The following is a 20,647-nucleotide window of genomic DNA, read 5'->3' on the forward strand; positions in this document are numbered from 1 at the left end:
GGGCTGGGGGGCTGAGAGTCCGGGCGGTTCCGCCGGACCGGGTCTAGAGGCAACGATTGTCACTCTCGCATCGGTTTGGGGCGGATCATTGTCCGGCAAGCGGAGCGAATTTGTCCATGTCGGGGAATTTCCGTGCCGCGCTGCGCCGATTGCGCGCACGTGATGCATATGCGCGGCATGAGTGCACAAGCGTGAGGCTTGAAATCGGGCGCGAGCAGCGCGATCATGAAGGTATCGCGACAGGGAGGCGCCGTTGAGCGAATCCGAACCGATACTCTTCAGCCCGTCTCGCACGGGCGGCTATCGCGGCCATCCCGCCGCAGGTGGCCACTCACCTGACCCTCTGCGCTGCATCACTTTCACTCGCCATGAACTCATGGCCATTCTCGCCGTCTATGGCCGCAAGGTCGCGGCGGGCGAATGGCGCGACTACGCCATCGACCTCGGCCGCGACAAGGCGGTTTTCTCCGTCTTCCGCCGCGCGAGCGAGGTGCCGCTGTTCCGCATCGAGAAGAGCCCCAAGCTCGCGCGCAAGCAGGGTGCCTACTCGGTCCTGGCGCCGGCGGGCCTCATCTTGAAGCGCGGCCCCGACCTTGCCCGCGTCCTCAGCGTTCTGGAAAGCCGCCCGCGCCTCGTCACCGCGTAACTCAACACTGTCATCCCGGAAGCCGGAGCATAGCGAAGGCTATCCGGGACCCAGCGTAAGAATCGTCGACGACTCCGTAGTGCCTTCGGCGCTCTTTGTGCTGGGTCCCGGCTCAGCGCTCGCGTCCATGCGGAGCATGGCTACGCTCGCTTGGCCGGGATGACAGTATGAACCCCCAAAAGCAAAGGGCCGCGGAGTGATCCGCGGCCCTCGCCGTTTCGTCGCTGCCGGTCGGCTTACTCGCGGTTGCCGAACAGATTGAGCAGCATCATGAACATGTTGATGAAGTCGAGGTACAGGCTGAGGGCGCCCATGATGGCGCTCTTGCCCATCGCCACCGCATCACCGGCGACCATCGTGTAGCCGTCCTTGATGCGCTGCGTGTCGTAGGCGGTGAGGCCGGCGAACACGAGCACGCCGATCACCGAGACCGCGAACTGCAGGCCGCTCGACTGCAGGAAGATATTGACGATCGAAGCGAGGATGATGCCGATGAGGCCCATGAACAGGAACGAGCCCCAGCCGGAGATGTCGCGCTTCGTCGTATAGCCCCACAGGCTGAGCGCGCCGAACGTCGCCGCGGTGATGAAGAAGATCTGCGCGATCGACTGGCCGGTGAAGACCAGGAAGATCGACGACAGCGACACGCCCATCACGGCCGCGAACAGCCAGAACGTGAGCTGCGCCGCGCCGACGCTCATCTTCTCGATGCGGAACGAGAGGAAGAATACGAAGGCGAGCGGGGCGAGCATGACGACCCACTTCAGCGGCGAAGCGTAGAGCGCCGTGCCGAACGCCGTGAGCTGGCCGTCGGCGCCGACGGCCATCATGCTGGTGAGGTAAGCCGCGACGCCCGTAAGAGCCACGCCGGCGGCCATGTAGTTATAGACGCCGAGCATGTAGGAGCGCAGACCCTCGTCTACCGCGGCGCCGGTGCGGGTCGGGTAGGCAGAAGTTGCGGACCTAGGATCAAACTGAGCCATTTGTGTTCCCTGAGATTCCTTTGCTTGGCAGAATTTGCCAAATCACGTGGGAAATATGCTCCGCCCACCCGCACCTTTCAAGGCTTACGAAACTGTAAGATTCGCCAACTGCAATAATATACCTGGCGCCAAAAGGCGGCGTTTCATCAAACCTTTACTCGCTGCGCAGGTAGGGGACCGCCGGGGCGCGGAGCACCGCCCAGGTGCCGGCCGACCCGAACAGGAAGACGAGCCCCATCGAAAGCGCCAGGGCGAGCGCCACCGCCCCCGCCGAAAAGGCGAAGGGGATGTGCATCAGCTGGCCGACCACAATTGAGGCGGCAAGCGCACCGAGCAGCACGGCGAACAGCGCCGTTATCGAAGCCAGGATCAGGTATTCGAGGAAGTGCGAGACGAGGATGCGCCGGCGCGTGGCACCGAGCGTCTTCAGGATTACCGCCTCGAGGATGCGCCGCCGCTGCGCCGTCGCCAGCGCCCCGGCCAGGACTAGGGCGCCCGCCAGCAAGGTCACGCTGCCCGCAGCGCGCACCGCCGTCATAACCTGGGCGAACACCCCGTTGACCATCGCCAGCACGTCCTTGACCCGGATGGCGGTGACCGACGGGTAAACCTTGCTCAGCTCGCGCATCGCTTCGCCTTCGGCGGCGAGCGCCGTTCCCTCGGGCAGCGAGACGGTCACCAGCAGGTTGTGCGGGGCGCCGGCGAGGGTATTAGGCGAGAACAGCATGACGAAATTGATGGCCAGGCTCTCCCACTTCACCTCGCGGAGGTTGGAGATGGTCGCCGTCAGGTTGCGGCCGAGCACGTTGACCGTGACCTTGTCGCCGAGCTTGAGGCCAAGCTTGCTGGCGAGATCGGCTTCGAAGGAGACGAGCGGCTCGCCGCTGTAATCCTTCGGCCACCAGTCGCCGGCGACGACGCGGGAACCTGGCGGCACCTCGTCGGCATAGGACAGCCCGCGGTCGCCGTTGAGCACCCACTGCGCTTCCGGCGGCGCCTTGACCTCCTCGACCGGCACATCGTTGAGGCGCACCAGCCGCCCGCGCAGCATCGGCGCCTCCTCCATCGTCACACCCGGCACTCGGCCTTCGATGAGGCTGCGCATGGCGTCGTAGTCGTCCTTCGGCACGTCAAGCACGAAATAGTCGGGCGAGCTCGTCGGCAGCCGGTCCTTCAGCTCGCGCACCAGCGACGCGTCCGCCAGCGCGACGGCGACGAGCAGCGACAGTCCGGCGCCGAGCGACAGCACGACCGAGCGCGTCAGCCCGCCGGGCGCACCGAGGTTGCCGAGCGCCAGCGCCAATTCGGGATACCGCGGCCGCGGCAAGCGCCGCGCGACCCAGGTCACTGCCCAGCCGAGCGCCGCGAACACGGCGAAGACGACGACGAGGCCGACCGTGAAATAGATGGCGATGCGTTTTGAATCCGACGTCAGCAGCGCGAAGACGACGAGCAGTGCAGCCACGCCGAGCGTCGCGAGAACCACCCACATGCGCGGCATGGCCGGCTCGTGCGCGACCTCGTCGCGGAACAGCATCGAGGCGCTGACGCGCTCCACCCGCCCTAGCGGCCACAGCGTGAACAAGAGCGCGACGCCGAAGCCGTAGACCAGCGCCGTCACGATGCTGAGCGGCTTCACCGTCATCTCGGCCGCGATCGGCAGCATGTCGCCGAACAGCCAGTCGAGCACGAATGGTGCGAGGGTACCGAGCACGAGCCCGATCACCACGCCCATCGCGGCCACCGCCAGCACCTCGGCGAGGAAGATCGACAGCACCATGCGGCTCGTCGCGCCGATGCTCTTCATCGTGGCGATGACCTTGCGCCGCTTGTCGATGAACGTCGCCACCGCGTTGGCGATGCCGACGCCGCCGACGAGCAGCGCTGTCAAACCGATGAGCGTCAGGAACTGCCGCAGCCGCTCCAGCGTGCGGCTCACTTGCGGCGAGGGATCGCGCCGGTCGGCGATCGTGAAGCCGGCCTCGGGCAGGTCCGCCTCGATCCGCTGGCGCAGGGCCAGCAGGGCGTCCTCGTCCGCCGAGGCCTCGCCGGTCTTCACCGCGTAGCGCCAACGCACGAGCGTGCCCGGCTTGATCAGCTCCGACTTCTCCAGCGTCGCTTCCGAGATCAGCACGCGCGGGCCGTAGGTCAGGCGGTCGGTGATGCCGTCGGGCTCCGTTTTCAGCGCGCCCGCGACCTTCACCTGCGCCGAGCCGAGGGCAATCGCGTCGCCGACCTTCAGCTTCAGCCGCTCCAGCAACGCCGAATCGACGACGGCACCTTCGCGCAGCGCCTCCTGCAGCGGCTTGCCGCCCGCCACCTCGACCGCGCCGACCAGCGGATAGGCGGCGTCGACCGCCTTCAATTCCGCCAGCGCCTGATCGGAGTTGTCCGGGCGCCGCGCCATCGTGCGCATCGTCGCCGTTTCGCTCACGCGCCCGAAGGCGTCGATCGCATCGCGCTCCTCGCCCACCGCGCGCACATGCGTGCGCGCCAGCGTCAGATCGCCGCCGAGGATTGCCTCGCCCTGCTTCTCGAATCCGGCGCGCAATGCATCCGACACCGCGCCGACGGCGGTGATGACCAGCACACCGAGCGCTACGCAGGCGATGAAGATGCGGAAGCCGGAAATCCCCGACCGCAGCTCGCGCGCGGCAATGCCGAGAAGCAGCGGCAGCCGGCGTTCTCCCTGCGGTGCCGCGGTTTTGATGGCGTCGGTGGCGGTCACGAGACGAGCGCCCCCGTTTCGCTCTCGATGCGGCCGTCGGCCATGCGGATGATGCGATCGCAGGCGCCAGCGAGCTTTTCGTCGTGCGTCACCAGGATGAGCGTCGCCTCGCGCCGCCGCTGCAAGCCGAACAAGAGATCGACGATGTGCCCGCCGGTGCGGCGGTCGAGATTGCCGGTCGGCTCGTCGGCGAGAATGAGCTTCGGCCGCCGCGACAGCGCCCGCGCGATGGCGACACGCTGCTGCTCGCCGCCCGACAGCTGCGCGGGAAAATGATCCATGCGGTGGCTGAGGCCCACCTCCTGCAACAGCTCCCGCGCCGCTGCCTGCGCGTTTCCTTCGCCGGCAAATTCCAGGGGCAGCGCCACATTCTCCAGCGCCGTCATCGTCGGCACGAGATGGAAAGATTGGAAGATGATGCCGATTTCGGCGCCGCGCATCAGCGCCAGATCGTCTTCGCCCATCTTCGACAGGTCGTGGCCAGCAACCTCGACCTTGCCGCCCGTCGCCCGTTCGAGGCCGGCCGTGACCATCAACAGCGACGTCTTGCCGGAGCCCGAAGGCCCGACAATGGCCAGCGATTGACCCTCGCGGGCATCGAGGTCCACGTCGCGCAGAATGCCCACGGGACCGGCGCGGCTCGTCAGGGTGAGGCGCACGTTCTTCAAAACGACAATCGGCTTCGTCACGATCTGATCTGCTCGCAGCTTGTGGGAGGGAACACTTGTCTCAACTTGACGGCGCCTTTACGTCAGGGGGCACGTCGTGGGGCCGCTCTCAGTTGCCTTAGGAGAAGCATGAAGCCGATGTTTGCAGGACGCAACGTATTGGACTGGGCACAGGTGGTGTGCGCAGGGGCGCTCGTCAACACGCTGGCGGGCCTCGCGCTTCTTACCGCTGCCACATTTTCGATCATCCCCGACGCCGACGCCAAGGCGGACAAACCCATCCGTATCGCCGCCTTCGGCGACAGCCTGTCGTCCGGCTACGGCCTGCGACAGAGCCAGGCCTTTCCCGTCCAGTTGCAGAAGGAGCTGAAGGCGCGCGGCCACAATGTCGTCGTCAGCAACGCGGGCGTCGCCGGCGACACCACCGCCGCCGGGCTCGCCCGTCTCGACTGGTCGATCGGCGACGACGTCGACGCCGTCATCCTCGAGTTCGGCGCCAACGACGCGTTGCGTGGCATCGATCCGAAGGTCACGCGCGAGAACATGCAGAAGATCCTCGCCAAGCTCAAAGCCCGCAACATCCCGGTGCTGCTCACGGGCATGCGCTCGCCGACCAACTGGGGCGACACCTACGCGGAAGATTTCGACGTAATCTTCCCGGATCTTGCTAAGGAACACACACTGTTGTTCTACCCGTTCTTTCTCGAAGGCGTCATTCTCAACGCCAAGCTCAACCAGGACGACGGCATGCACCCGAACGCAAAGGGCGTCACCGAGATCGTCCGCCAGATCCTGCCCTCTGTCGAGGAATTGATCGCCAAAGTCGAGGCGCGCCGCGCCGCCAAGAGCTGAACGAACAGGAACAGTCATGCCACGCGTGTTCACCGGCATCGAAATTCCCGCCGAGCAACGCGACGAGATCGCGCGGCTGAAGGTTCCGCTGCCCGGCGGCAGCCGTTGGGCCGAGCCGGACGACCTGCATCTGACGCTGCGTTTCGTCGGCGACATCGAAAAGCCGCAGGCACGCGAGCTCGCCGACAACCTCGAGACCATCGACGTCGACGCTTTCGAGCTGCGCCTGGCGGGCCTCGGCGTGTTCGGCGGCAACGAGCCGCGATCGATCTGGGCCGGCGTTGAAACGTCGGCCCCGCTCGAAGCGCTCGCCCGCGCCAACGACCGCGCCGCGCGTGCCGCCGGCCTGCCGCCCGACGGCCGGCAATTCAAGCCGCACGTCACGCTCGCCCGCGTGAAATACGCTTCGGCCGACGAGGTTGCGCGCGTGCTGCAGCGGATCGGCGCCTTCCGCTCCCAGCCGTTCATCGTCTCGCGCTTCGTGCTGTTCTCCGCCAAGCCGAAGACGGGAGGCGGTCCCTACGCGATCGAGGAAGCCTTCAACCTGCGCGGCGGCGAATACGCGGGCGACCTCGACCTCGACTACGGCTGGTAGTTGCGTCTATTGCCGGCTCGATGCCCGTTGTACTCTAACCTCTCCCGCGGGGAGAGGTCGGCTGGACGCGCGTTGGCGCGCCGGCCGGGTGAGGGGATGAACCGCTTCAAATCGAGGGCAAGACGCCTGCGGACGGAGCAGCCGCGCTCTCGAAGTTGGCAATAACTGATCCATTCAGGCTCGAAAATTTGACCGGGACGGCACCCAACCACACTGTCATTCCCGCGTCATGGCGCAGCCATGCTCCACATGGACGGCGGGAACCCAGAACACACCGACACGAGATCAACGATGCACGCTGTCCGTGGCGTCAGCCTTCGCTGTTCGGCTATAGTGGATCAAGTTACGGGCACCCGCGGAAGCATGGCTGGGTTCCCGCCTGCGCGGGAATGACGAGACGCAAGTGGCGTGCTCGATGCCCATTGTAAGCTGACCTCTCTGCTACGCCACGCTCAATACCGGCGGTAGCCGCCTTGCCAGGGAGTCTGCCGCGGGCCGTCGCCCTCGCGCATCAGGTACGCGTCGATCTCGCCGTTCGGCGCCGCGCCGCCGGCATAGCGCTGCTCGCCACGGCGCATGTCGGCGATGGCCCGCTCGTCGTCCTTGTAGCCCTGGTGGCGCGCGGCCGTCTCAGCGGACCACGGCGCCGGCTTGCAGGTGCAGCCCTGCACAAGCGTCTTGCGATAGACGAACGCCGTCGGCGTCTGCGCATAGGGCCGACCGCGCATGTCGACCATCGTCTCGGGGCTGCCGCCGTTCAGCGGGTAGTAGTAGAGGGCCGCCTCGCCGTCGCAACGCGCCGCGCAGGTGCGTGCGTCCTGATAGAGCCGCTCGCGCCCGACGTTGTCACCGATGGGAAAATAGAAGCCGTCGCAGGTGCGCACGCACAGCGTCCGGTAGCGCGCGGTGTCCTGCGGCCAGCCGTAGTCGCCGTAGCCGCGCCCGTAGTCCAAGCGCTGCCCACCGCCGCCGAAGCCGAAGTTCCACGTCGGCGGCTCGATGCTGCGCTCGGTGCGCTTCGAGGAGCCCCAGCCGAACAGCTTGGAGAAGAAGCCTTCGGCGTGCGCCGATCGGTTCGCCCACGCCATCGCCATGACGATGCCGCCAACAAACAGGCAAAGACGAATGAGACGCATCGGCACTCGACGCTCCGCAACACCACCGGAGCGCAGCATCGCGCCAACATGGCAAAGAAAGTCTGAACGACAGTCCGATTTCGCGCTTAGAGCGCCAGCACGACCTTGCCGACGGCCTCGCGCCGGTCGATGACGCCCAGTGCCTCGCGGATGTCGGCGAGCGGGTACGTCCCATGGATGCGCGGCGCGAGCTTGCCCTGCGCAATCCAGTCAAGAACCTGACGCATGTTGGCGCGGTTGGCGCCCGGATCGCGCTTCACCGCCTCGCCCCAGAACACGCCGATCGCATCGCAGCCTTTGAGCAGCAGGAGATTGAGCGGGATCTTCGGAATGTCGCCCGAGGCAAAGCCGACGACCAGGAAGCGCCCCTGCCAGGCGATGGCGCGCAACGCCGCCTCGGAGCTGTCGCCGCCGACGCAGTCGTAGACGACGTCGACGCCGCGACCGCCGGTCAGCGCCCGCAATCCGTCCTTCAGGTCGGCGCTGGCGTAGTTCACCGCCTCGTCGGCGCCGTGCTCGCGGCAGACGGCGAGCTTCTCCGCCGACGAGGCAACGGCGATGACGCGTGCGCCCATCAGCTTGGCGATCTCGACAGCGGCGAGACCCGCCCCGCCCGCAGCGCCGAGCACGGCGACAGTCTCGCCTGCCTTGAGATGCCCGCGGTCCTTCAGCCCGTGAATGGCGGTGCCGTAGGTCACCGAGATGCCCGATGCGACCGCCTCGCTCACGCCGTCGGGGATCGGCACGACGGCGTCGACCTTGGCAACGACCTTCTCGCGCGCCCCGCCCCAGCCGACGTAGGCCGCAACCCGCTCGCCCATACGAACCCCGGTCACGCCCGGTCCCAGCGCTTCGATGACGCCCGCCACCTCGGCCGCGGGTGAGAACGGCAGGTCGGGTTTCGACTGGTATTTGCCGCGGGTGATGAGGGTATCGAAGAAGTTCAGCGCCGCCGCCTTTACGGCGATCAGCACCTCGCCCGGCCCCGGCTGCGGCGCCGCGATGTCCTCGATCACCAGGCCTGCCGGCCCGTCGAGGCTCTTGCAAAGCGCCGCTTTCATGTAAAACCTCCCGCCGGCAGGGCATTTCGTTGTCTCCTGCCCTTCCATCATGCCCCAACGCGCGCCGCAAGCCGGCGCGCCCGAGTTGCCCAACGATGTCCCACCGACCCACCGCCAACTGGCCGCCGAGCCCCCGAGGCTATTTCGCCATCGGCGCCGAGCGCATGTCCAAATCCCTGAACCTCGGCAACCTGATGCGCTCGGCGCATGGCTTCGGGGCGAGCTTCACGTTCACGGTCGGAGCCACTTACCGGGCGCTCGAGGCGTTCGCCGATACTTCCAAGACGCAGCTTCACCTGCCGCACTACAACTGGGCCACGCTGGAGGACATGGCGCTTCCGCATGGGTGCAAGCTCGTCGGCGTCGAACTCCTTGATACGGCAACAGATCTTCCGAGCTTCCGGCACCCGCTCAAAGCCGCCTACGTGCTCGGCCCCGAGCAGGGCTCGCTCTCGGACGAGTTGTTGGCGCGCTGCGACTATGTCGTGCGCATCCCGACGACATTCTGCGTGAACGTCGCCATGGCCGGCGCCATCGTCATGTACGACCGCACCCGCTCACTCGCCCGGTTTGCCGACCGTCCGGTGCGGGAAGGCGGCCCGGAATTGCCCGGCCGGCCGCGGGGGAGAACCGGGGGTAAGATTGGCCGCGATGGGTGACAGGCCCCCGAAAGGGTGCATATGCTGACTTAAAAGCGCTTCGTTTTTGGGGAGGGGACCTCATGCGCACAATCATTGCGTCAGCCATCTTGGCCTTCGCGCTCGCCGGCACGGCCGCGGCGCAATCCGTCGATCTCGTCGAGAAGCAGGGGGCGTGGAGCATCTACGCCGACACGGCGACGCCCAAGGGCGTCTGCTTCATCGCCGCGCAGCCGCAAGCGGTGGAGCCGCTCGGCGCCAACCGCGGGCCGATCTTCTTCTACATCACCGCCTGGCCGAAGGAGGGCGTGAAGGCCGAGCCGAGCATCAAGGTCGGCTATCCCGTGAAGCCGGACGCCGAGATGTCAGTCACCGTCGGCACCGATACGTTCAAGCTGTTCGTGAAGGGCGAGCGCGGCTTCGTCTCCGATCCGAACGAGGAGCTGAAGCTGATCGAGTCCCTCAAGAAGGGCTCGAACGCCTTCGTCAAGGCGACCTCGGCGCGCGGCACGGCGACGACCGACACGTACTCGCTGTCCGGCCTTTCCACCGCCCTCGACAAGCTCGCCGCCACCTGCTCCGGCTGATCCCTGGCCCTCTGTAGGGCGGTGTTCTAGCCTGGCGGCTGGACGCCCATAGCCTCGAGCTGCCGCGCATACCGATCTCGGTTTGCTTGCAAAGCTGTGCACTCCGGTGTCCGCTTTCTGACGCGAAAGACGAATACGTAATCCGTGCAGTTCTTCACGTGGGAATTGTAAGCAGATTTATACCGCCTCATGGTCGTGGTGACCCTCGTCGCGGCCGCCGTGGAGCACACCTGATCTGGTGCAGCTGAGAACATCGCACGAGCGTCCGAGACCTTCACGCTATCTCCAAATTCATCCTGCCGCCCGACAGCTTTTAGGAACTCCGACAAAGCCGCACTCGATTGGTCTCCCCATACGCCGTCAAGCGGTCCCCCATAACAACCTAATCGCTTCAACTCTGTCTGAAGCTCGCGATTGACCTCTATCTTCTCGGCTCGAGCTGCGTTCTCGCTATCGATCTCAGTCTGCCGTTGGTATTCGTTGAGTTGTTCCCACTTAACGGCCGCGAGACCGTACATCTCGAACCCCCAAGTCAGCGTCGCGGCGATGACGACGACGCCGGCGACGAGCTCGTAAATCGGGCGCTGGGCAAGAGCGTCGCGGAAGAAAAATCCCCCACTCATGAGCCCGATGGAAATCATAAAGAATTCGATGACCAATACATGCATTGCCGCGACCTAGCCCAATCGACTAGCTCCTCGAAATTCAAAAGCCCCTTCGGGCGGCGGCGCAGACTAGGGTGAGTCGCGGCCGTTCCAAAGTTTGCTCGAAAGCAACAGGATTTTTTTAGTCGTCCGAACGGCCGCCCGGCTTCTTGCGCAGGTGCACGTAAAGTGCGCCCTCGCCGCCGTGCTTGATGGCCGCCGTGGTGAAGCCGATGACAATCGGCGCGAGCTCCGGCTCGGCGAGCCAGCGCGGCACGTTGCGGCGCAGGACCCCGCGCTCGGCACCTTCGCGTTCCAGCTTCTCGTCGTGCGCCGTGCGCGTCGGAGCGCCCTTGCCGGTGATGACGAGCACCCAACGTCGGCCGTCGACGTAACCGCGCTGCAGGAAGCGGATGAGCGCGACATGCGCCTCGCTCTGACGCATGCCGTGCAAGTCGATGCGTCCTTCGATCTCGATGCGCCCCGAGCCGAGCTTGCGCGCCTTGCGCCGCTCGAGCGACAGCGGCGCCGGTGCCGGCGGAGGCGATGCCACCCGAGGCGAAGGGGGTGGCGGCGTTACCGGCTTGTGCTTCGTCGGCGCGGGCTTCGGCGGCTCGTGCTTGCCGGGGCGAGGCGGGGCTTCGTCTGCGTCCTCCAGCGCCGTATGCACGCGGCCCTTCTTGCCTTTGATGGGCTTGATCGAGCGCGCCGCGTGCTCCCACAGCTCGCGCTCCTCGCTCGATAGCCGCGCACCCGGCTTCTTGCCCGGCGGATGCTTTACTGGGCGCCTTTCACGATCGTTTGCCATGGCAGGCGCTCGCCGAACCTAATCCCTTGCCCGGCGGTCTGCGTGGCGGCGGGGAGCAGCACGAAGAAGTTTCCCGCGTGCTTGGTGGTGCCCGCCAGCTTGCCGGCCGTCTCGCCGGAGCCGAAGTAGATGTCGCCGCGCTCCGGCCCTTTGATCGCCGAGCCTACGTCCTGCGCCACCATTAAACGATTAAAGCCGCCCCGGCCTTGGCCGCGGGTGAGCTTGGGCACGTTCAGGTAGATCGGCGTGCCGAGCGTGTGAAAGCCGGTATCAACCGCCAGCGAGCGGCCGGAGGTGAGCGCCACCGACATGGCGCCCATCGGGCCTTCGCTGTCGTCCAGCTCGCGGAAGAAGATGAACGAGCGGTTCTGCCACATGACCTTCTGGCCGCGCTCCTTGTCCGCGCGCAGCCATTTGCCCAACGCTTGCATCGACATCTTGTTGGCGTCGAGCATGCCATTGTCGATCAGGTAGCGGCCGATGGACGAGTAGGGATGGCCGTTCTTGCCGTCGTAGTTGATGCGGATCGTCGTGCCGTCGGCAAGGTGGATGCGCCCCGACCCCTGGATGTGCATGAAGAACACTTCCACCGGGTCTTCGAGGTAGAGCAGCTCCAGCCCCTGATTGGCGAGCGCCCCCTTCTCGATGTCCTCGCGCGTCGGGAACGGCACGTCGCCGGCGTCGGTGTGGCGCAGGTGCGTGAAGCCGGTCTGCTTCGACGCGCGGTCGGCTTCGGCGACGACGTTCACGAGATCGGCCGGCCGCTTGTAGACCGGCGTCTGGAACTTGCCTTCCGGCGTGCGCGATCCTTGCAGCACCGGCTCGTAATAACCGGTCAGCATGCCTTCCGTTTTGCCGTGCGCGATCCGGTGCGGGATGAACTGCGTCTCGAAAAAGGCCTTCGCCGAAGCCTTGGTCGGCGCCATCAGATCCTGGGCGGCCCGGCAGGCGGCGGCGAGATCGCTGATCGGCACTTTGCATTGCGACGCGGCGTTGCCGCTGGCCTTGCTCGCGACCCGCGCGACGGCGTCGCACGATTTGAGGAACGTCTTGAACGCGGCGAGGTGGTCGTCCGCCTCCCAGCCGGGCAGCTCGCCGAACGTCACGCGCTCGAGCTTCGCCTCGGGCGGCGTCGGCGCGGCAGGCTTGGCCGCTGTGGGCGGTGGACTGGCGTCTTTGCTCATCGCGGGTGTCGGGGCGGCGGAGGTGGCGGACGGTGGCGATATGCTGCCAGTCTGGGCGAGAGCGGCGCTGGCGACAAGCAATCCCGCGACGGCCGATCCCGCCGCCCAGAGGACGCCAGCCGATGCGCGCGCGCCGGTCACGCCTGAGCTTCCCCCTCGCTTGATGAAACCGCGCCGCGGCGGCCTCTTCACTCCCGGAGAACGCGCCCCCGCGCGCGCTAGAGACTTAGGCCGGCGACTGCGTGGCGATGAGGCGCCAGTTCGGATTGGCAAGTGCCTTCCCCGTCGACACGTCGCGGCTGAACGTCCAGATGTCGGTGACTTCCTTGATGCGTTGCGGGTCGCCGTTGATGATCGCGCCCGCCTTGTCGCGCGTCGCCGAGATCAGCTGGCTGACGAAGCGGACGGTGATCGACGCGATGCCGCTCTTCACCTCCGACTCCATGATGTCGGCCTTGTCGATGCCGACGAAGCTCTGGTCGACCTGCTCGCCGCGGCTCTCGCGGTCGGTGATGGCGCGCGTGAAGCCGTCGTACACGTCGCGGCTCAACAGATCCTTCAGAAGCTTGCGGTTGCCCTCGGCAAACGCCGTGACGATCATCTCGTATGCCTGCTTGGCGCCGCGGATGAAGCTGTCCGGATCGAACGCCGGATCAAGGCGGGCGATCTCGATGAGACCGGGTCGCGCCGCCGTCTCGATGCTCGGATACGTGTTGATGCGCTCCTCGGCGTCCGCCTGCGTCACCTCGGCGGTCGGCGCCGCAGCGGCAGCCTCGCGCTCGCGGCGCGGCATGGCGACCACATTGTCGCTGGCCGAAGCCTGTGTGCCCTGGCGCGCGCGCTCGGCGCGGAAGCGCTCGACGCGCGCTTCCTCATCACCCGTGCGGCGTCCGAGGACGCTTCTCAGCTTCAACACCACGATAACCGCGACGATGAGCGAGATAAGGGTGAAGAGATCAATCTTCTCCATGAGCGGTTGCCTTCCTGGCAATCAACAGCGTGACTGGATACGACAGCAATATATATGATTGCGTCTTGAGCTGGGCCCACGTCCAGGGAGCAACAGGGGCCTTTGATCCGAATCCGCCATCAAGGGGTTAAGATGGTCGCTCCCCTCAAGGTAAGGCGAAAAAGCTGCAATGCCAACCCGATTACGCGGGGGTAGGCCTTTTGAACCTAGGATGGTTCCCGCGTGCTCAACAATCGTCCAGCGGGATGAATAGTCGCAAATGACGTCGCCTTTGCATCTTGCTGCCGCGCTGTTCGTCCTCGGGCTGCCGCTGCTCGAAATCGGCGTGCTGATCGAGGTCGGGCGCTGGCTTGGGTTGTGGGCAACCTTGGGGCTCCTCGTTCTTTCGGCGGCGGCCGGCATGCTCATCGTCCGCAACGCCGGCACGGCGATGGTCGGGCGCATGCTCGACGGCATGGGTCGCGGCGGCCTCGGCATCGCCGCGCTGATCGACAGCTACGCCACGATCGCCGCCGGCTTCCTATTGATCGTTCCGGGCTTCATCACCGACGCCATCGGCGTTGCCCTGTTGGTACCTCCTGTGCGCCGCGCCCTGCTGCGTGCGCTCTTTCCCGGTTTTGCTGAACGGCCGCGCAATACTTCCGGGCCGGTCGAGGCGCAGGCCCCCACCAAAGGCCCGATCATCATCGAGGGCACGTACCAGCGGCTCGACGACGACACCGACACCAAGCGTTAAGTCGCCTGCCGGGTTCGACATTGTCGCCGAGGAAGGCGCGTGTTAGCTAGCCGCCTCGTATTCGAGCTCGGATTGGAATTCCTTCGATGGCTAGCACCACCAACGGCAATGGCAGCTCTGAAGTGGCGGCGCAGACCACACCTCCGCCCGTGCAGGTGAAGATCGCCGCGCAGTACATCAAGGATCTGTCGTTCGAGAACCCGAACATCGAGAAGCTCATCAAGGAGCCGGGCGATCAGCCCAACCTGCAGCTGGCGATCAACGTCTCCGCCAAGTCGGTCGGCCCTTCGCTGTACGAGAGCTCGATCGACTTCAACGCACAGGCGACCAACAAGCACGGCGAGATCTACCAGCTCGAGCTCGTCTACGCCGGACTGTTCAATATCCAGAACATTCCCGAGCAGGCGCTCGAGCCGTTCCTGCTCGTCAACTGTCCGTCGATCCTGTTCCCCTTCGTGCGCCGCCTCGTCGCCGACCTGACGCGCGAAGGTGGCTTCCCGCCGCTGCTGCTCGATCCGTTCGATTTCGCGTCGCTCTACATGCGGCGTCAGCAGGAGCTGCGCGCGCAGGCCGAGGCCGCCCCGAAGAACTGACCGAACGGAATAGAAGGCACGTGGGGCCATCCGTCCCCCACGTCATCCCGGCGCAGGCCGGGATCTAGCCAGCGTCCACGGGCGATCCGGTAAGTGTCCGCACGATCTACCCGCTTCGCGGAGTCGCCCATTGCGACTTGCGTGGATGCCGGCCTCCGCCGGCATGACGAATGTAAGACGCAGATAGGTTGGCTTAGGCGTCAGAGCGTGCGGGCGTCAGGAACCGCCACCAGATCGCCTTCTTGCCCAGCTTCTCGACGAACACCGCGTGCGCCTGAGCATCTTCGGCGGTGAGACGCGGCTTGAGTGGCGCGGGACGTTGCGCCGCCTTGCCACGCTGCAACGGCGCCAGCTCTGCGCCCAGCGGACTTCCGTTCGCGGCGGCAAAGTCGATGAACGCCGCCTGGCGCACACCGAGCAGCTCGATATAGACCTCGGCGAGCAGGAGCGAGTCGACGAGCGCGCCGTGCTTGGTGCGTTTTGAATTGTCGATGCCGTAGCGCTTGCACAGCGCATCGAGGTTGTTCGGGCCGGCCGGATGGCGCCGGCGTGCCAGCTGCAGCGTGCACGTCACGCGGTCCATGGCGATGGCGCCGAGTGTCAAGCGCCCCAGCTCGAAGTTCAAAAATCCGATGTCGAACGCGGCGTTGTGAATGACGAGTCCGTCCTCGCCGATGAAGGCGAGAAAGTTGGCCGCCACCTGGGCGAACAGCGGCTTGTCCTTCAGAAAGTCTGTCGACAGTCCGTGCACCGCTTGGGCTTCGGCCGGCACGTCGCGCTCGGGATTGATGAAGCAGTGGAACTCGCGCCCCGAGGGAATGCGGTTGATGAGCTCGATGCAGCCGATCTCGATCAGCCGGTCGCCGCCCTGCGGGTTGAGGCCGGTGGTCTCGGTATCGAGGATGATCTCGCGCATAGTCCCTTGGACGCCGCGATTCGCCGCTTAGGGTCAAGCCCAGTGGCGGGCATACGCCTGGCTCGACCAACTCTGCAGCTGGGTGACGATCCCGTCGAGCTTGGCCCGGGTCTCCTCGATGCTCCCGCCGGTGTCCACAACGAAATCCGCCCGGGCGCGCTTCTCCGCATCCGGCAACTGCCGCGCGAGGAGCTGTTCGAGCTTCTGGGCCGACATGCCCGGCCGCTCCAGCAGCCGCGCGCGCTGGATCTCCGCCGGCGCGCTCAGCACGATGACGGCGTCCATCAGGCGGTTCAATTCGGTCTCGAACAGCAACGGGATTTCCAGCACCGCGACGGGCGCGCCGCGTTTGGCCTCGCCGCGCAGAAACGACCGCTCCGCCTCGCGCACCATCGGATGCACGATCGCCTCCAGCTCGCGCAGCCGCGCAGGATAGGCAATCAGCGCCGCGGAGAGCTTGCCGCGATCAACGCCCGTAGCCGACGTCGTTCCCGGAAACGCGCGCTCGATACGCTCCACTGCTTTTCCACCGGCATAGAGACGATGCACTTCCGCGTCGGCGTCGAACACCGGCAACCCGCGGGCACGCAAATGTGCAGCCGCTGTGGATTTTCCCATGCCGATCGAGCCGGTAAGCCCGACGACAATCATGTTCTGCCCTCGATATCGGCGACAAGCACGGCGCGCAACTTGTCGGTGACCTGTGGACGCACGCCGAACCACTTCTCGAAGCCGGGCACGGCTTGATGAAGCAGCATCCCCAGGCCGTCCACCGTGCGCAAGCCTTGCGCGCGCGCCTGCGCCAAGAACTCCGTTTCAAGCGGCACGTAGACGATGTCGGCGACGACGCAGTCCTGGTTGAAGCCGCCGAAATCCATGCCGAGCGTACCGGCCCCCTTCAAACCGGCGGCGGTCGTATTGACCAGCACGCAAGCATCGCGCGCGCCGTCGCTGCGGTTGGTCCAGTCGAAGGCTTTCACGCGCGGTCCGAACTGCTCGGCGATCGCTTCGGCGCGCGAGCGCGTACGGTTGAACACGCGCACCTCGTCCACGCCGGCGTCGAGGAAGCCATAGACGATCGCCCGCGCCGCGCCGCCGGCGCCGAGCACGCATACCGGCCCGTCGTGCGCGCGCCAGTCGGGCACCGAATGGCTGAGGTAGGTCATAAAACCGTAGGTGTCGGTATTCGCCGCAAACAGCCGGTCGCCTTCCAGCCACAGCGTGTTCGCCGCCTGTACGACGCGGGCGGATTCTTCCGCTTCCTCAGCGATGGCGAACGCCATCTCCTTGTGCGGCACCGTCACGTTGCAGCCGACAAAGCCGCGCTCTTTCAGTCCCCGCAGGAACTCCGCAACCTCTTCGGCCCGCACCGCTTCCTTCGTGTAGCTGCCGTCGATGCCGTACTCCTTCAGCCAATAGCCGTGGATCAGCGGCGAGCGCGAATGCTCGACCGGCCAGCCGATGACGCAAGCGCGGTTCATTGGGTGATCATCCCTCGCGCGCGCAGCTCACCGAGCACAGGCAGCAGCGGCATACCGAGAATGGTGAAGTAGTCGCCTTCGATCCGATCGAACAGCTGCACGCCGAGGCCTTCGAGCTCGTAGGCACCGACCGTCTGGCTGACGCGGTCGCCGGCGCGATTGAGGTAGTCGTCGAGGAACGCGTCGGAGAACTCGCGCATCGTTAGCCGCGCGGTTGCGACGTGCGCCCACGTCACCTTGCCGTTCTCGGTGAACGCAACCGCCGAATGCAGCTCGTGCGTCTTGCCGCGCAGTTTCCGCAACGCCGCGCGCGCCGCGCCGATGCTCGGCGTCTTGCTCAGCAACTCGTCGCCCAGCGCCAGCACCTGGTCGGCGCCGATGACCAACGCGCCCGGCTGCTTGGCGCCGACGTCCTCGGCTTTCGCAGCCGCCAGCACGGCCGCGACCTTCTTCGGATCGACGTGTGGATCCACCTCGTGCATGCGCGCGCGGATCGCCGGCTCGTCGACGTCGGCGGCCTGCACCGTGAAGGGCACACCGGCCGCCGCCAGCATCTCCCGTCGCGCTCGGCTGCCCGACGCCAGCACGATATCCTTCGCGCTAGCCCTCGCCGGCATCGTGCACCTCTTCCATTCCCGCCTGCCGGTCGTGCATCAGCTTCAAGATCTGCGCGGCCGATTCTTCCACCGAGCGCCGCGTCACGTCGATAACCGGCCAGCCGTTCTGGGCGCAGATCTTGCGCGAATAGGCAAGCTCCGCGGCGATGCGGTCGCGATCGACGTAATCGCCGAGATTGCGGTCGGCCAGCATCATTGCCCGGTGCCGGCGCACCTCCGCCAGCCGATCGGGGCTGGCGACGAGGCAAACGACGAACGCCCGGTGCGGCTTGGTCAATTTCTCCGGCAGCGGGATCGTCGGCACGAGCGGCAGGTTGGCCGTCTTGTAGCCGCGCTGGGCGAGATAGATGCTGGTCGGAGTTTTCGACGTGCGCGAGATGCCCAGCACGATGATATCGGCGTCGTTCAGATCCTCGGGCAAGTGCCCGTCGTCGTGCGCCATCGTGAAGTTCAGCGCGTCGATGCGCCTGAAATAGTCGGCGTCGAGAACGTGCTGGCCGGCGACGGTCGGCGTCCGCGGCGCGCCGAGATATCCTTCCAGCACCTGCATAATGGGCGCCAGCACGGCGAGGCACGGCATCTTCAACTCGGTGCAGCGCCGCTCAAGCTCCTCCGACAGCTCCTTGTTGGTGATGGTGTAGAGCACGATGCCGGGCGCCTGCTCGATCTCCTGCAGCACGCGTTTCAGTTGTCGGGGAGTTCTCACCAGGGGATGCACATGCTCGATCGGCCGCACGAGCGCGTATTGGACCGATGCCGCCTTGGCAATCGTCGTCAAAGTCTCGCCGGTGGAGTCCGAGACGAGATGCAGGTGGAAGAAGCTCGGCAGGCCGCTTGTCATGCGTTTCGTGATTCCAGCGGGATAGGGTGTTGACAACTGCCTGGGTTATTAAGAGCGCCGCTGCAACGCGGGGCCGTTCGACCCGAGCCACGTACGCTGTCCACGAAACTGCACACGCTGAGCCGCTTTTGCATAGCCGAACCTGGAGTTTGCCGCCGCCGGAGGGATCGGTGCGCTCCGCGATGCTATTCCATAGGCTCTCAACAGTCGAAGCCTTCGGGTTGCAGCCGCACAGCCCGTGCTAGTCCATTGATCGGCGACGCCTTCGCCGGGCCTAGTGGTCTGCCGCCCGCGCGTACCACTACATCGGCCGTCTCGCCGCGACCCCTGTGCGCGGCCGTGGGATTAGGGTAGGACAACCGGCAATCCCCACAACCCACGGCCCTAATAGTAAGAGCAATAAAAGTCTAAGAATCTTAGATTGGTTTAGTAGCACATGCGTTCCCCGGCCGAACCCGCACCCAAGCCTTCAGCGCAGTTGACGCTCGTCAGCGTGCTCGAGGGTCAGGCAGTCTGGCCGCCGCCGATGTGGCTGATGCGCCAGGCGGGCCGCTATCTGCCCGAGTACCGCGAGGTGCGCGCGTCGGTCGGCGGCTTCCTCGAGCTGTGCTACACGTCGAAGCTCGCTGCCGAGGTGACGCTGCAGCCGATCCGCCGTTACGGCTTTGACGCGGCGATCCTGTTCTCCGACATCCTCGTCGTCCCGGATGCGCTGGGCCAGGGCGTCCGCTTCGTCGAAGGCGAAGGCCCGCGCCTCGACCCGATCGGCTCGGCTACCGAACTCGCGTGCCTCAACCCCGGCGCAACGGACGGCAAGTTTGCCCGCGTGTACGAAACCGTGCAGCGGCTGCGCCAAGACCTGCCGCGCGAAACGGCGCTGATCGGGTTTTGCGGCGCACCGTGGACGGTTGCGACCTACATGGTCGGTGGCCAGGGCTCATCGGATCAGGCGGCGGCGCGCGAACTCGCCTACCGCGACCCCGTGACATTTGCCGCGCTGATCGACACGGTGACGGACGCCTCGATCGACTACCTCGACGGCCAGGTGCGCGCCGGCGCCGACGCCCTGCAGATCTTCGACAGTTGGGCAGGCAACCTCCCCGATGGGGAATTCGACACCTGGGTGGTGGCGCCGACCCGTAGAATCGCCGCAGAGCTGAAGCGTCGGCACCCGGACACGCCGATCATCGGGTTTCCGCGCGGGGCGGGGACCAACGCAGGGCGCTACGTCAAGGCAACGGGGGTCGAGGGACTGGGATGCGATACGGCGATGCCATTGCAGCATATGCGCGATCTCGCCGACCGCGAGGGTGTTGCCGCGCAAGGCAATCTCGACCCACTATTGCTCGCCGCCGGCGGCCCGAAACTCGACGCCCGGGTGCGTGAGACACTCGCCGCCATGCGCGGCGCGCCCTACATCTTCAACCTCGGTCACGGCATCGTGCCGCATACCCCACCGGAGAATGTTGCCCGCCTGGTCGAGCTCGTACGCGAGGGCATCTGACCGATGCTGTGGCTCAAGGCCTTCCACATCATGGCCGTCGTCGCCTGGTTCGCCGGACTGTTCTACCTGCCGCGACTTTTCGTCTATCACGCGGACGCCCCCGTCGGGTCGCAGCTCTCCGAGACCTTCAAGAAGATGGAGCACCGGCTCCTGACGGCGATCATGACGCCGGCGATGGCCCTGGTCTGGATCAGCGGCCTGACGCTCGCCTGGTGGACCGGCTACTACACGGACCATTGGTTGCAGGCGAAATTCGCGCTGGTCTTCCTGCTCTCGGGCTACCAGGGAGCGCTCAGCCGCTGGACGAAGGACTTCGCGGCCGACCGAAACACACGTTCCGCGAAATTCTATCGGGTGGCCAACGAGGTCCCGACCATTTTCCTCATCGCGATCGTTCTTCTCGTCGTTCTCAAGCCCTTCTAAGCAAATTATTGTCGGAGCCGCTTTTCTCTGGCTTTT

23 protein-coding genes are annotated in these 20,647 nt (G+C 66.0%); 9 read left to right on the forward strand and 14 right to left on the reverse strand.

Annotated elements, in window-relative coordinates:
• Nucleotides 1-253: 253 nt before the first annotated feature.
• Nucleotides 254-646 (forward strand): DUF2794 domain-containing protein, encoded by a 393-nt coding sequence (locus GIW81_RS11340; RefSeq protein WP_154739282.1) that lies wholly within the window; start codon nt 254-256, stop codon nt 644-646.
• A gap of 236 nt (nt 647-882) precedes the next feature.
• On the opposite strand, the gene GIW81_RS11345 is transcribed toward GIW81_RS11340, so the two are convergent.
• The 3 genes from GIW81_RS11345 to GIW81_RS11355 all read right to left on the reverse strand — a co-directional run bounded on the left by GIW81_RS11345 (nt 883) and on the right by GIW81_RS11355 (nt 5,049).
• Nucleotides 883-1,629 carry a Bax inhibitor-1/YccA family protein gene (locus tag GIW81_RS11345; RefSeq protein WP_154739283.1) on the reverse strand — a complete coding sequence of 249 codons (747 nt, stop codon included), beginning with the start codon at nt 1,627-1,629 and terminating at the stop codon, nt 883-885.
• A gap of 154 nt (nt 1,630-1,783) precedes the next feature.
• Nucleotides 1,784-4,357: an ABC transporter permease gene (locus GIW81_RS11350; protein WP_324614985.1), complete on the reverse strand. Its 2,574-nt coding sequence runs from the start codon at nt 4,355-4,357 to the stop codon at nt 1,784-1,786.
• Complete coding sequence (locus tag GIW81_RS11355; RefSeq protein ID WP_324615018.1) at nt 4,354-5,049, reverse strand: ABC transporter ATP-binding protein; 696 nt, start codon at nt 5,047-5,049, stop codon at nt 4,354-4,356. The genes GIW81_RS11350 and GIW81_RS11355 overlap by 4 nt, the downstream gene beginning before the upstream one ends.
• A 105-nt stretch (nt 5,050-5,154) precedes the next feature.
• Here GIW81_RS11355 and GIW81_RS11360 point away from each other — a divergent pair, with 105 nt between their 5' ends.
• Together GIW81_RS11360 and thpR are read left to right on the forward strand one after the other, a co-directional pair.
• A complete protein-coding gene (locus GIW81_RS11360; RefSeq protein WP_229309148.1) occupies nt 5,155-5,877 on the forward strand; it encodes an arylesterase in 723 nt (240 codons plus the stop codon).
• Nucleotides 5,878-5,893: 16 nt separating this feature from the next.
• Nucleotides 5,894-6,472, forward strand: coding sequence for an RNA 2',3'-cyclic phosphodiesterase (gene thpR, locus GIW81_RS11365; RefSeq protein WP_154739286.1), 579 nt, complete (start codon nt 5,894-5,896; stop codon nt 6,470-6,472).
• 452 nt (nt 6,473-6,924) lie between these two features.
• Here thpR and GIW81_RS11370 read toward each other — a convergent pair whose 3' ends face one another.
• On the reverse strand, nt 6,925-7,608 hold the full coding sequence (locus GIW81_RS11370; protein ID WP_195930517.1) for a DUF2865 domain-containing protein: 684 nt from the start codon (nt 7,606-7,608) through the stop codon (nt 6,925-6,927).
• 86 nt (nt 7,609-7,694) lie between these two features.
• Nucleotides 7,695-8,669: an NADPH:quinone oxidoreductase family protein gene (locus GIW81_RS11375; RefSeq protein ID WP_154739288.1), complete on the reverse strand. Its 975-nt coding sequence runs from the start codon at nt 8,667-8,669 to the stop codon at nt 7,695-7,697.
• 95 nt (nt 8,670-8,764) lie between these two features.
• Here GIW81_RS11375 and GIW81_RS11380 point away from each other — a divergent pair, with 95 nt between their 5' ends.
• Together GIW81_RS11380 and GIW81_RS11385 are read left to right on the forward strand one after the other, a co-directional pair.
• A complete protein-coding gene (locus GIW81_RS11380; protein WP_154739289.1) occupies nt 8,765-9,328 on the forward strand; it encodes an RNA methyltransferase in 564 nt (187 codons plus the stop codon).
• Between the two features lie 62 nt (nt 9,329-9,390).
• Entirely contained in the window at nt 9,391-9,894 is a 504-nt protein-coding gene (locus GIW81_RS11385) for an invasion associated locus B family protein (RefSeq protein WP_154739290.1), read from the forward strand.
• 26 nt (nt 9,895-9,920) lie between these two features.
• On the opposite strand, the gene GIW81_RS11390 is transcribed toward GIW81_RS11385, so the two are convergent.
• The 4 genes from GIW81_RS11390 to GIW81_RS11405 form a co-directional block, all read right to left on the reverse strand.
• Nucleotides 9,921-10,553: a peptidoglycan-binding domain-containing protein gene (locus GIW81_RS11390; protein WP_154739291.1), complete on the reverse strand. Its 633-nt coding sequence runs from the start codon at nt 10,551-10,553 to the stop codon at nt 9,921-9,923.
• Between the two features lie 127 nt (nt 10,554-10,680).
• On the reverse strand, nt 10,681-11,346 hold the full coding sequence (locus GIW81_RS11395) for a Smr/MutS family protein (RefSeq protein ID WP_154739292.1): 666 nt from the start codon (nt 11,344-11,346) through the stop codon (nt 10,681-10,683).
• A complete protein-coding gene (gene mltA, locus GIW81_RS11400; RefSeq protein ID WP_324614986.1) occupies nt 11,316-12,671 on the reverse strand; it encodes a murein transglycosylase A in 1,356 nt (451 codons plus the stop codon). Before mltA ends, GIW81_RS11395 begins: the two co-directional genes overlap by 31 nt.
• Before the next feature lie 85 nt (nt 12,672-12,756).
• Nucleotides 12,757-13,500: a Tim44/TimA family putative adaptor protein gene (locus GIW81_RS11405; RefSeq protein WP_154739293.1), complete on the reverse strand. Its 744-nt coding sequence runs from the start codon at nt 13,498-13,500 to the stop codon at nt 12,757-12,759.
• 259 nt (nt 13,501-13,759) lie between these two features.
• Here GIW81_RS11405 and GIW81_RS11410 point away from each other — a divergent pair, with 259 nt between their 5' ends.
• A complete protein-coding gene (locus tag GIW81_RS11410; protein ID WP_154739294.1) occupies nt 13,760-14,236 on the forward strand; it encodes an FxsA family protein in 477 nt (158 codons plus the stop codon).
• Nucleotides 14,237-14,322: 86 nt separating this feature from the next.
• Nucleotides 14,323-14,829, forward strand: coding sequence for a protein-export chaperone SecB (gene secB, locus GIW81_RS11415; RefSeq protein ID WP_154739295.1), 507 nt, complete (start codon nt 14,323-14,325; stop codon nt 14,827-14,829).
• Nucleotides 14,830-15,022: 193 nt separating this feature from the next.
• On the opposite strand, the gene dnaQ is transcribed toward secB, so the two are convergent.
• Genes dnaQ through GIW81_RS11440 form a run of 5 tightly spaced genes read right to left on the reverse strand, consistent with a single transcriptional unit; the run spans nt 15,023 to nt 18,684 of the window.
• Entirely contained in the window at nt 15,023-15,745 is a 723-nt protein-coding gene (gene dnaQ / locus GIW81_RS11420) for a DNA polymerase III subunit epsilon (RefSeq protein ID WP_154739296.1), read from the reverse strand.
• Between the two features lie 33 nt (nt 15,746-15,778).
• Entirely contained in the window at nt 15,779-16,396 is a 618-nt protein-coding gene (coaE, locus tag GIW81_RS11425; protein ID WP_154739297.1) for a dephospho-CoA kinase, read from the reverse strand.
• The gene (locus tag GIW81_RS11430) at nt 16,393-17,226 is read right to left on the reverse strand and encodes a shikimate dehydrogenase (RefSeq protein WP_154739298.1); all 834 of its coding nucleotides are present in this window, start codon (nt 17,224-17,226) and stop codon (nt 16,393-16,395) included. The genes coaE and GIW81_RS11430 overlap by 4 nt, the downstream gene beginning before the upstream one ends.
• Nucleotides 17,223-17,843 (reverse strand): Maf family protein, encoded by a 621-nt coding sequence (locus GIW81_RS11435; protein WP_154739299.1) that lies wholly within the window; start codon nt 17,841-17,843, stop codon nt 17,223-17,225. Before GIW81_RS11435 ends, GIW81_RS11430 begins: the two co-directional genes overlap by 4 nt.
• Nucleotides 17,827-18,684, reverse strand: coding sequence for a pyruvate, water dikinase regulatory protein (locus GIW81_RS11440; RefSeq protein ID WP_154739300.1), 858 nt, complete (start codon nt 18,682-18,684; stop codon nt 17,827-17,829). The genes GIW81_RS11435 and GIW81_RS11440 overlap by 17 nt, the downstream gene beginning before the upstream one ends.
• A gap of 436 nt (nt 18,685-19,120) precedes the next feature.
• On the opposite strand from GIW81_RS11440, the gene hemE reads away from it, so the two are divergent.
• Nucleotides 19,121-20,188 carry a uroporphyrinogen decarboxylase gene (gene hemE, locus GIW81_RS11445; RefSeq protein WP_154739301.1) on the forward strand — a complete coding sequence of 356 codons (1,068 nt, stop codon included), beginning with the start codon at nt 19,121-19,123 and terminating at the stop codon, nt 20,186-20,188.
• 3 nt (nt 20,189-20,191) lie between these two features.
• The gene (gene hemJ / locus GIW81_RS11450) at nt 20,192-20,611 is read left to right on the forward strand and encodes a protoporphyrinogen oxidase HemJ (RefSeq protein WP_154739302.1); all 420 of its coding nucleotides are present in this window, start codon (nt 20,192-20,194) and stop codon (nt 20,609-20,611) included.
• The last annotated feature ends 36 nt before the right edge of the window (nt 20,612-20,647 follow it).

Source organism: Hyphomicrobium album, from assembly GCF_009708035.1.
Classification (GTDB): domain Bacteria; phylum Pseudomonadota; class Alphaproteobacteria; order Rhizobiales; family Hyphomicrobiaceae; genus Hyphomicrobium_A; species Hyphomicrobium_A album.

What these genes read in the sequence shown, in the direction of transcription:
- GIW81_RS11440 (WP_154739300.1), bottom strand. Translation starts at nt 18,684, where the DNA reads ATGACAAGCGGCCTGCCGAGCTTCTTCCACCTGCATCTCGTCTCGGAC.
- GIW81_RS11345 (WP_154739283.1), bottom strand. Translation starts at nt 1,629, where the DNA reads ATGGCTCAGTTTGATCCTAGGTCCGCAACTTCTGCCTACCCGACCCGC.
- GIW81_RS11360 (WP_229309148.1), top strand. Translation starts at nt 5,155, where the DNA reads ATGAAGCCGATGTTTGCAGGACGCAACGTATTGGACTGGGCACAGGTG.
- dnaQ (WP_154739296.1), bottom strand. Translation starts at nt 15,745, where the DNA reads ATGCGCGAGATCATCCTCGATACCGAGACCACCGGCCTCAACCCGCAG.
- GIW81_RS11370 (WP_195930517.1), bottom strand. Translation starts at nt 7,608, where the DNA reads ATGCGTCTCATTCGTCTTTGCCTGTTTGTTGGCGGCATCGTCATGGCG.
- GIW81_RS11430 (WP_154739298.1), bottom strand. Translation starts at nt 17,226, where the DNA reads ATGAACCGCGCTTGCGTCATCGGCTGGCCGGTCGAGCATTCGCGCTCG.
- GIW81_RS11385 (WP_154739290.1), top strand. Translation starts at nt 9,391, where the DNA reads ATGCGCACAATCATTGCGTCAGCCATCTTGGCCTTCGCGCTCGCCGGC.
- GIW81_RS11410 (WP_154739294.1), top strand. Translation starts at nt 13,760, where the DNA reads ATGACGTCGCCTTTGCATCTTGCTGCCGCGCTGTTCGTCCTCGGGCTG.
- hemJ (WP_154739302.1), top strand. Translation starts at nt 20,192, where the DNA reads ATGCTGTGGCTCAAGGCCTTCCACATCATGGCCGTCGTCGCCTGGTTC.
- secB (WP_154739295.1), top strand. Translation starts at nt 14,323, where the DNA reads ATGGCTAGCACCACCAACGGCAATGGCAGCTCTGAAGTGGCGGCGCAG.
- coaE (WP_154739297.1), bottom strand. Translation starts at nt 16,396, where the DNA reads ATGATTGTCGTCGGGCTTACCGGCTCGATCGGCATGGGAAAATCCACA.
- GIW81_RS11435 (WP_154739299.1), bottom strand. Translation starts at nt 17,843, where the DNA reads ATGCCGGCGAGGGCTAGCGCGAAGGATATCGTGCTGGCGTCGGGCAGC.
- GIW81_RS11405 (WP_154739293.1), bottom strand. Translation starts at nt 13,500, where the DNA reads ATGGAGAAGATTGATCTCTTCACCCTTATCTCGCTCATCGTCGCGGTT.
- hemE (WP_154739301.1), top strand. Translation starts at nt 19,121, where the DNA reads ATGCGTTCCCCGGCCGAACCCGCACCCAAGCCTTCAGCGCAGTTGACG.
- GIW81_RS11375 (WP_154739288.1), bottom strand. Translation starts at nt 8,669, where the DNA reads ATGAAAGCGGCGCTTTGCAAGAGCCTCGACGGGCCGGCAGGCCTGGTG.
- thpR (WP_154739286.1), top strand. Translation starts at nt 5,894, where the DNA reads ATGCCACGCGTGTTCACCGGCATCGAAATTCCCGCCGAGCAACGCGAC.
- GIW81_RS11395 (WP_154739292.1), bottom strand. Translation starts at nt 11,346, where the DNA reads ATGGCAAACGATCGTGAAAGGCGCCCAGTAAAGCATCCGCCGGGCAAG.
- GIW81_RS11380 (WP_154739289.1), top strand. Translation starts at nt 8,765, where the DNA reads ATGTCCCACCGACCCACCGCCAACTGGCCGCCGAGCCCCCGAGGCTAT.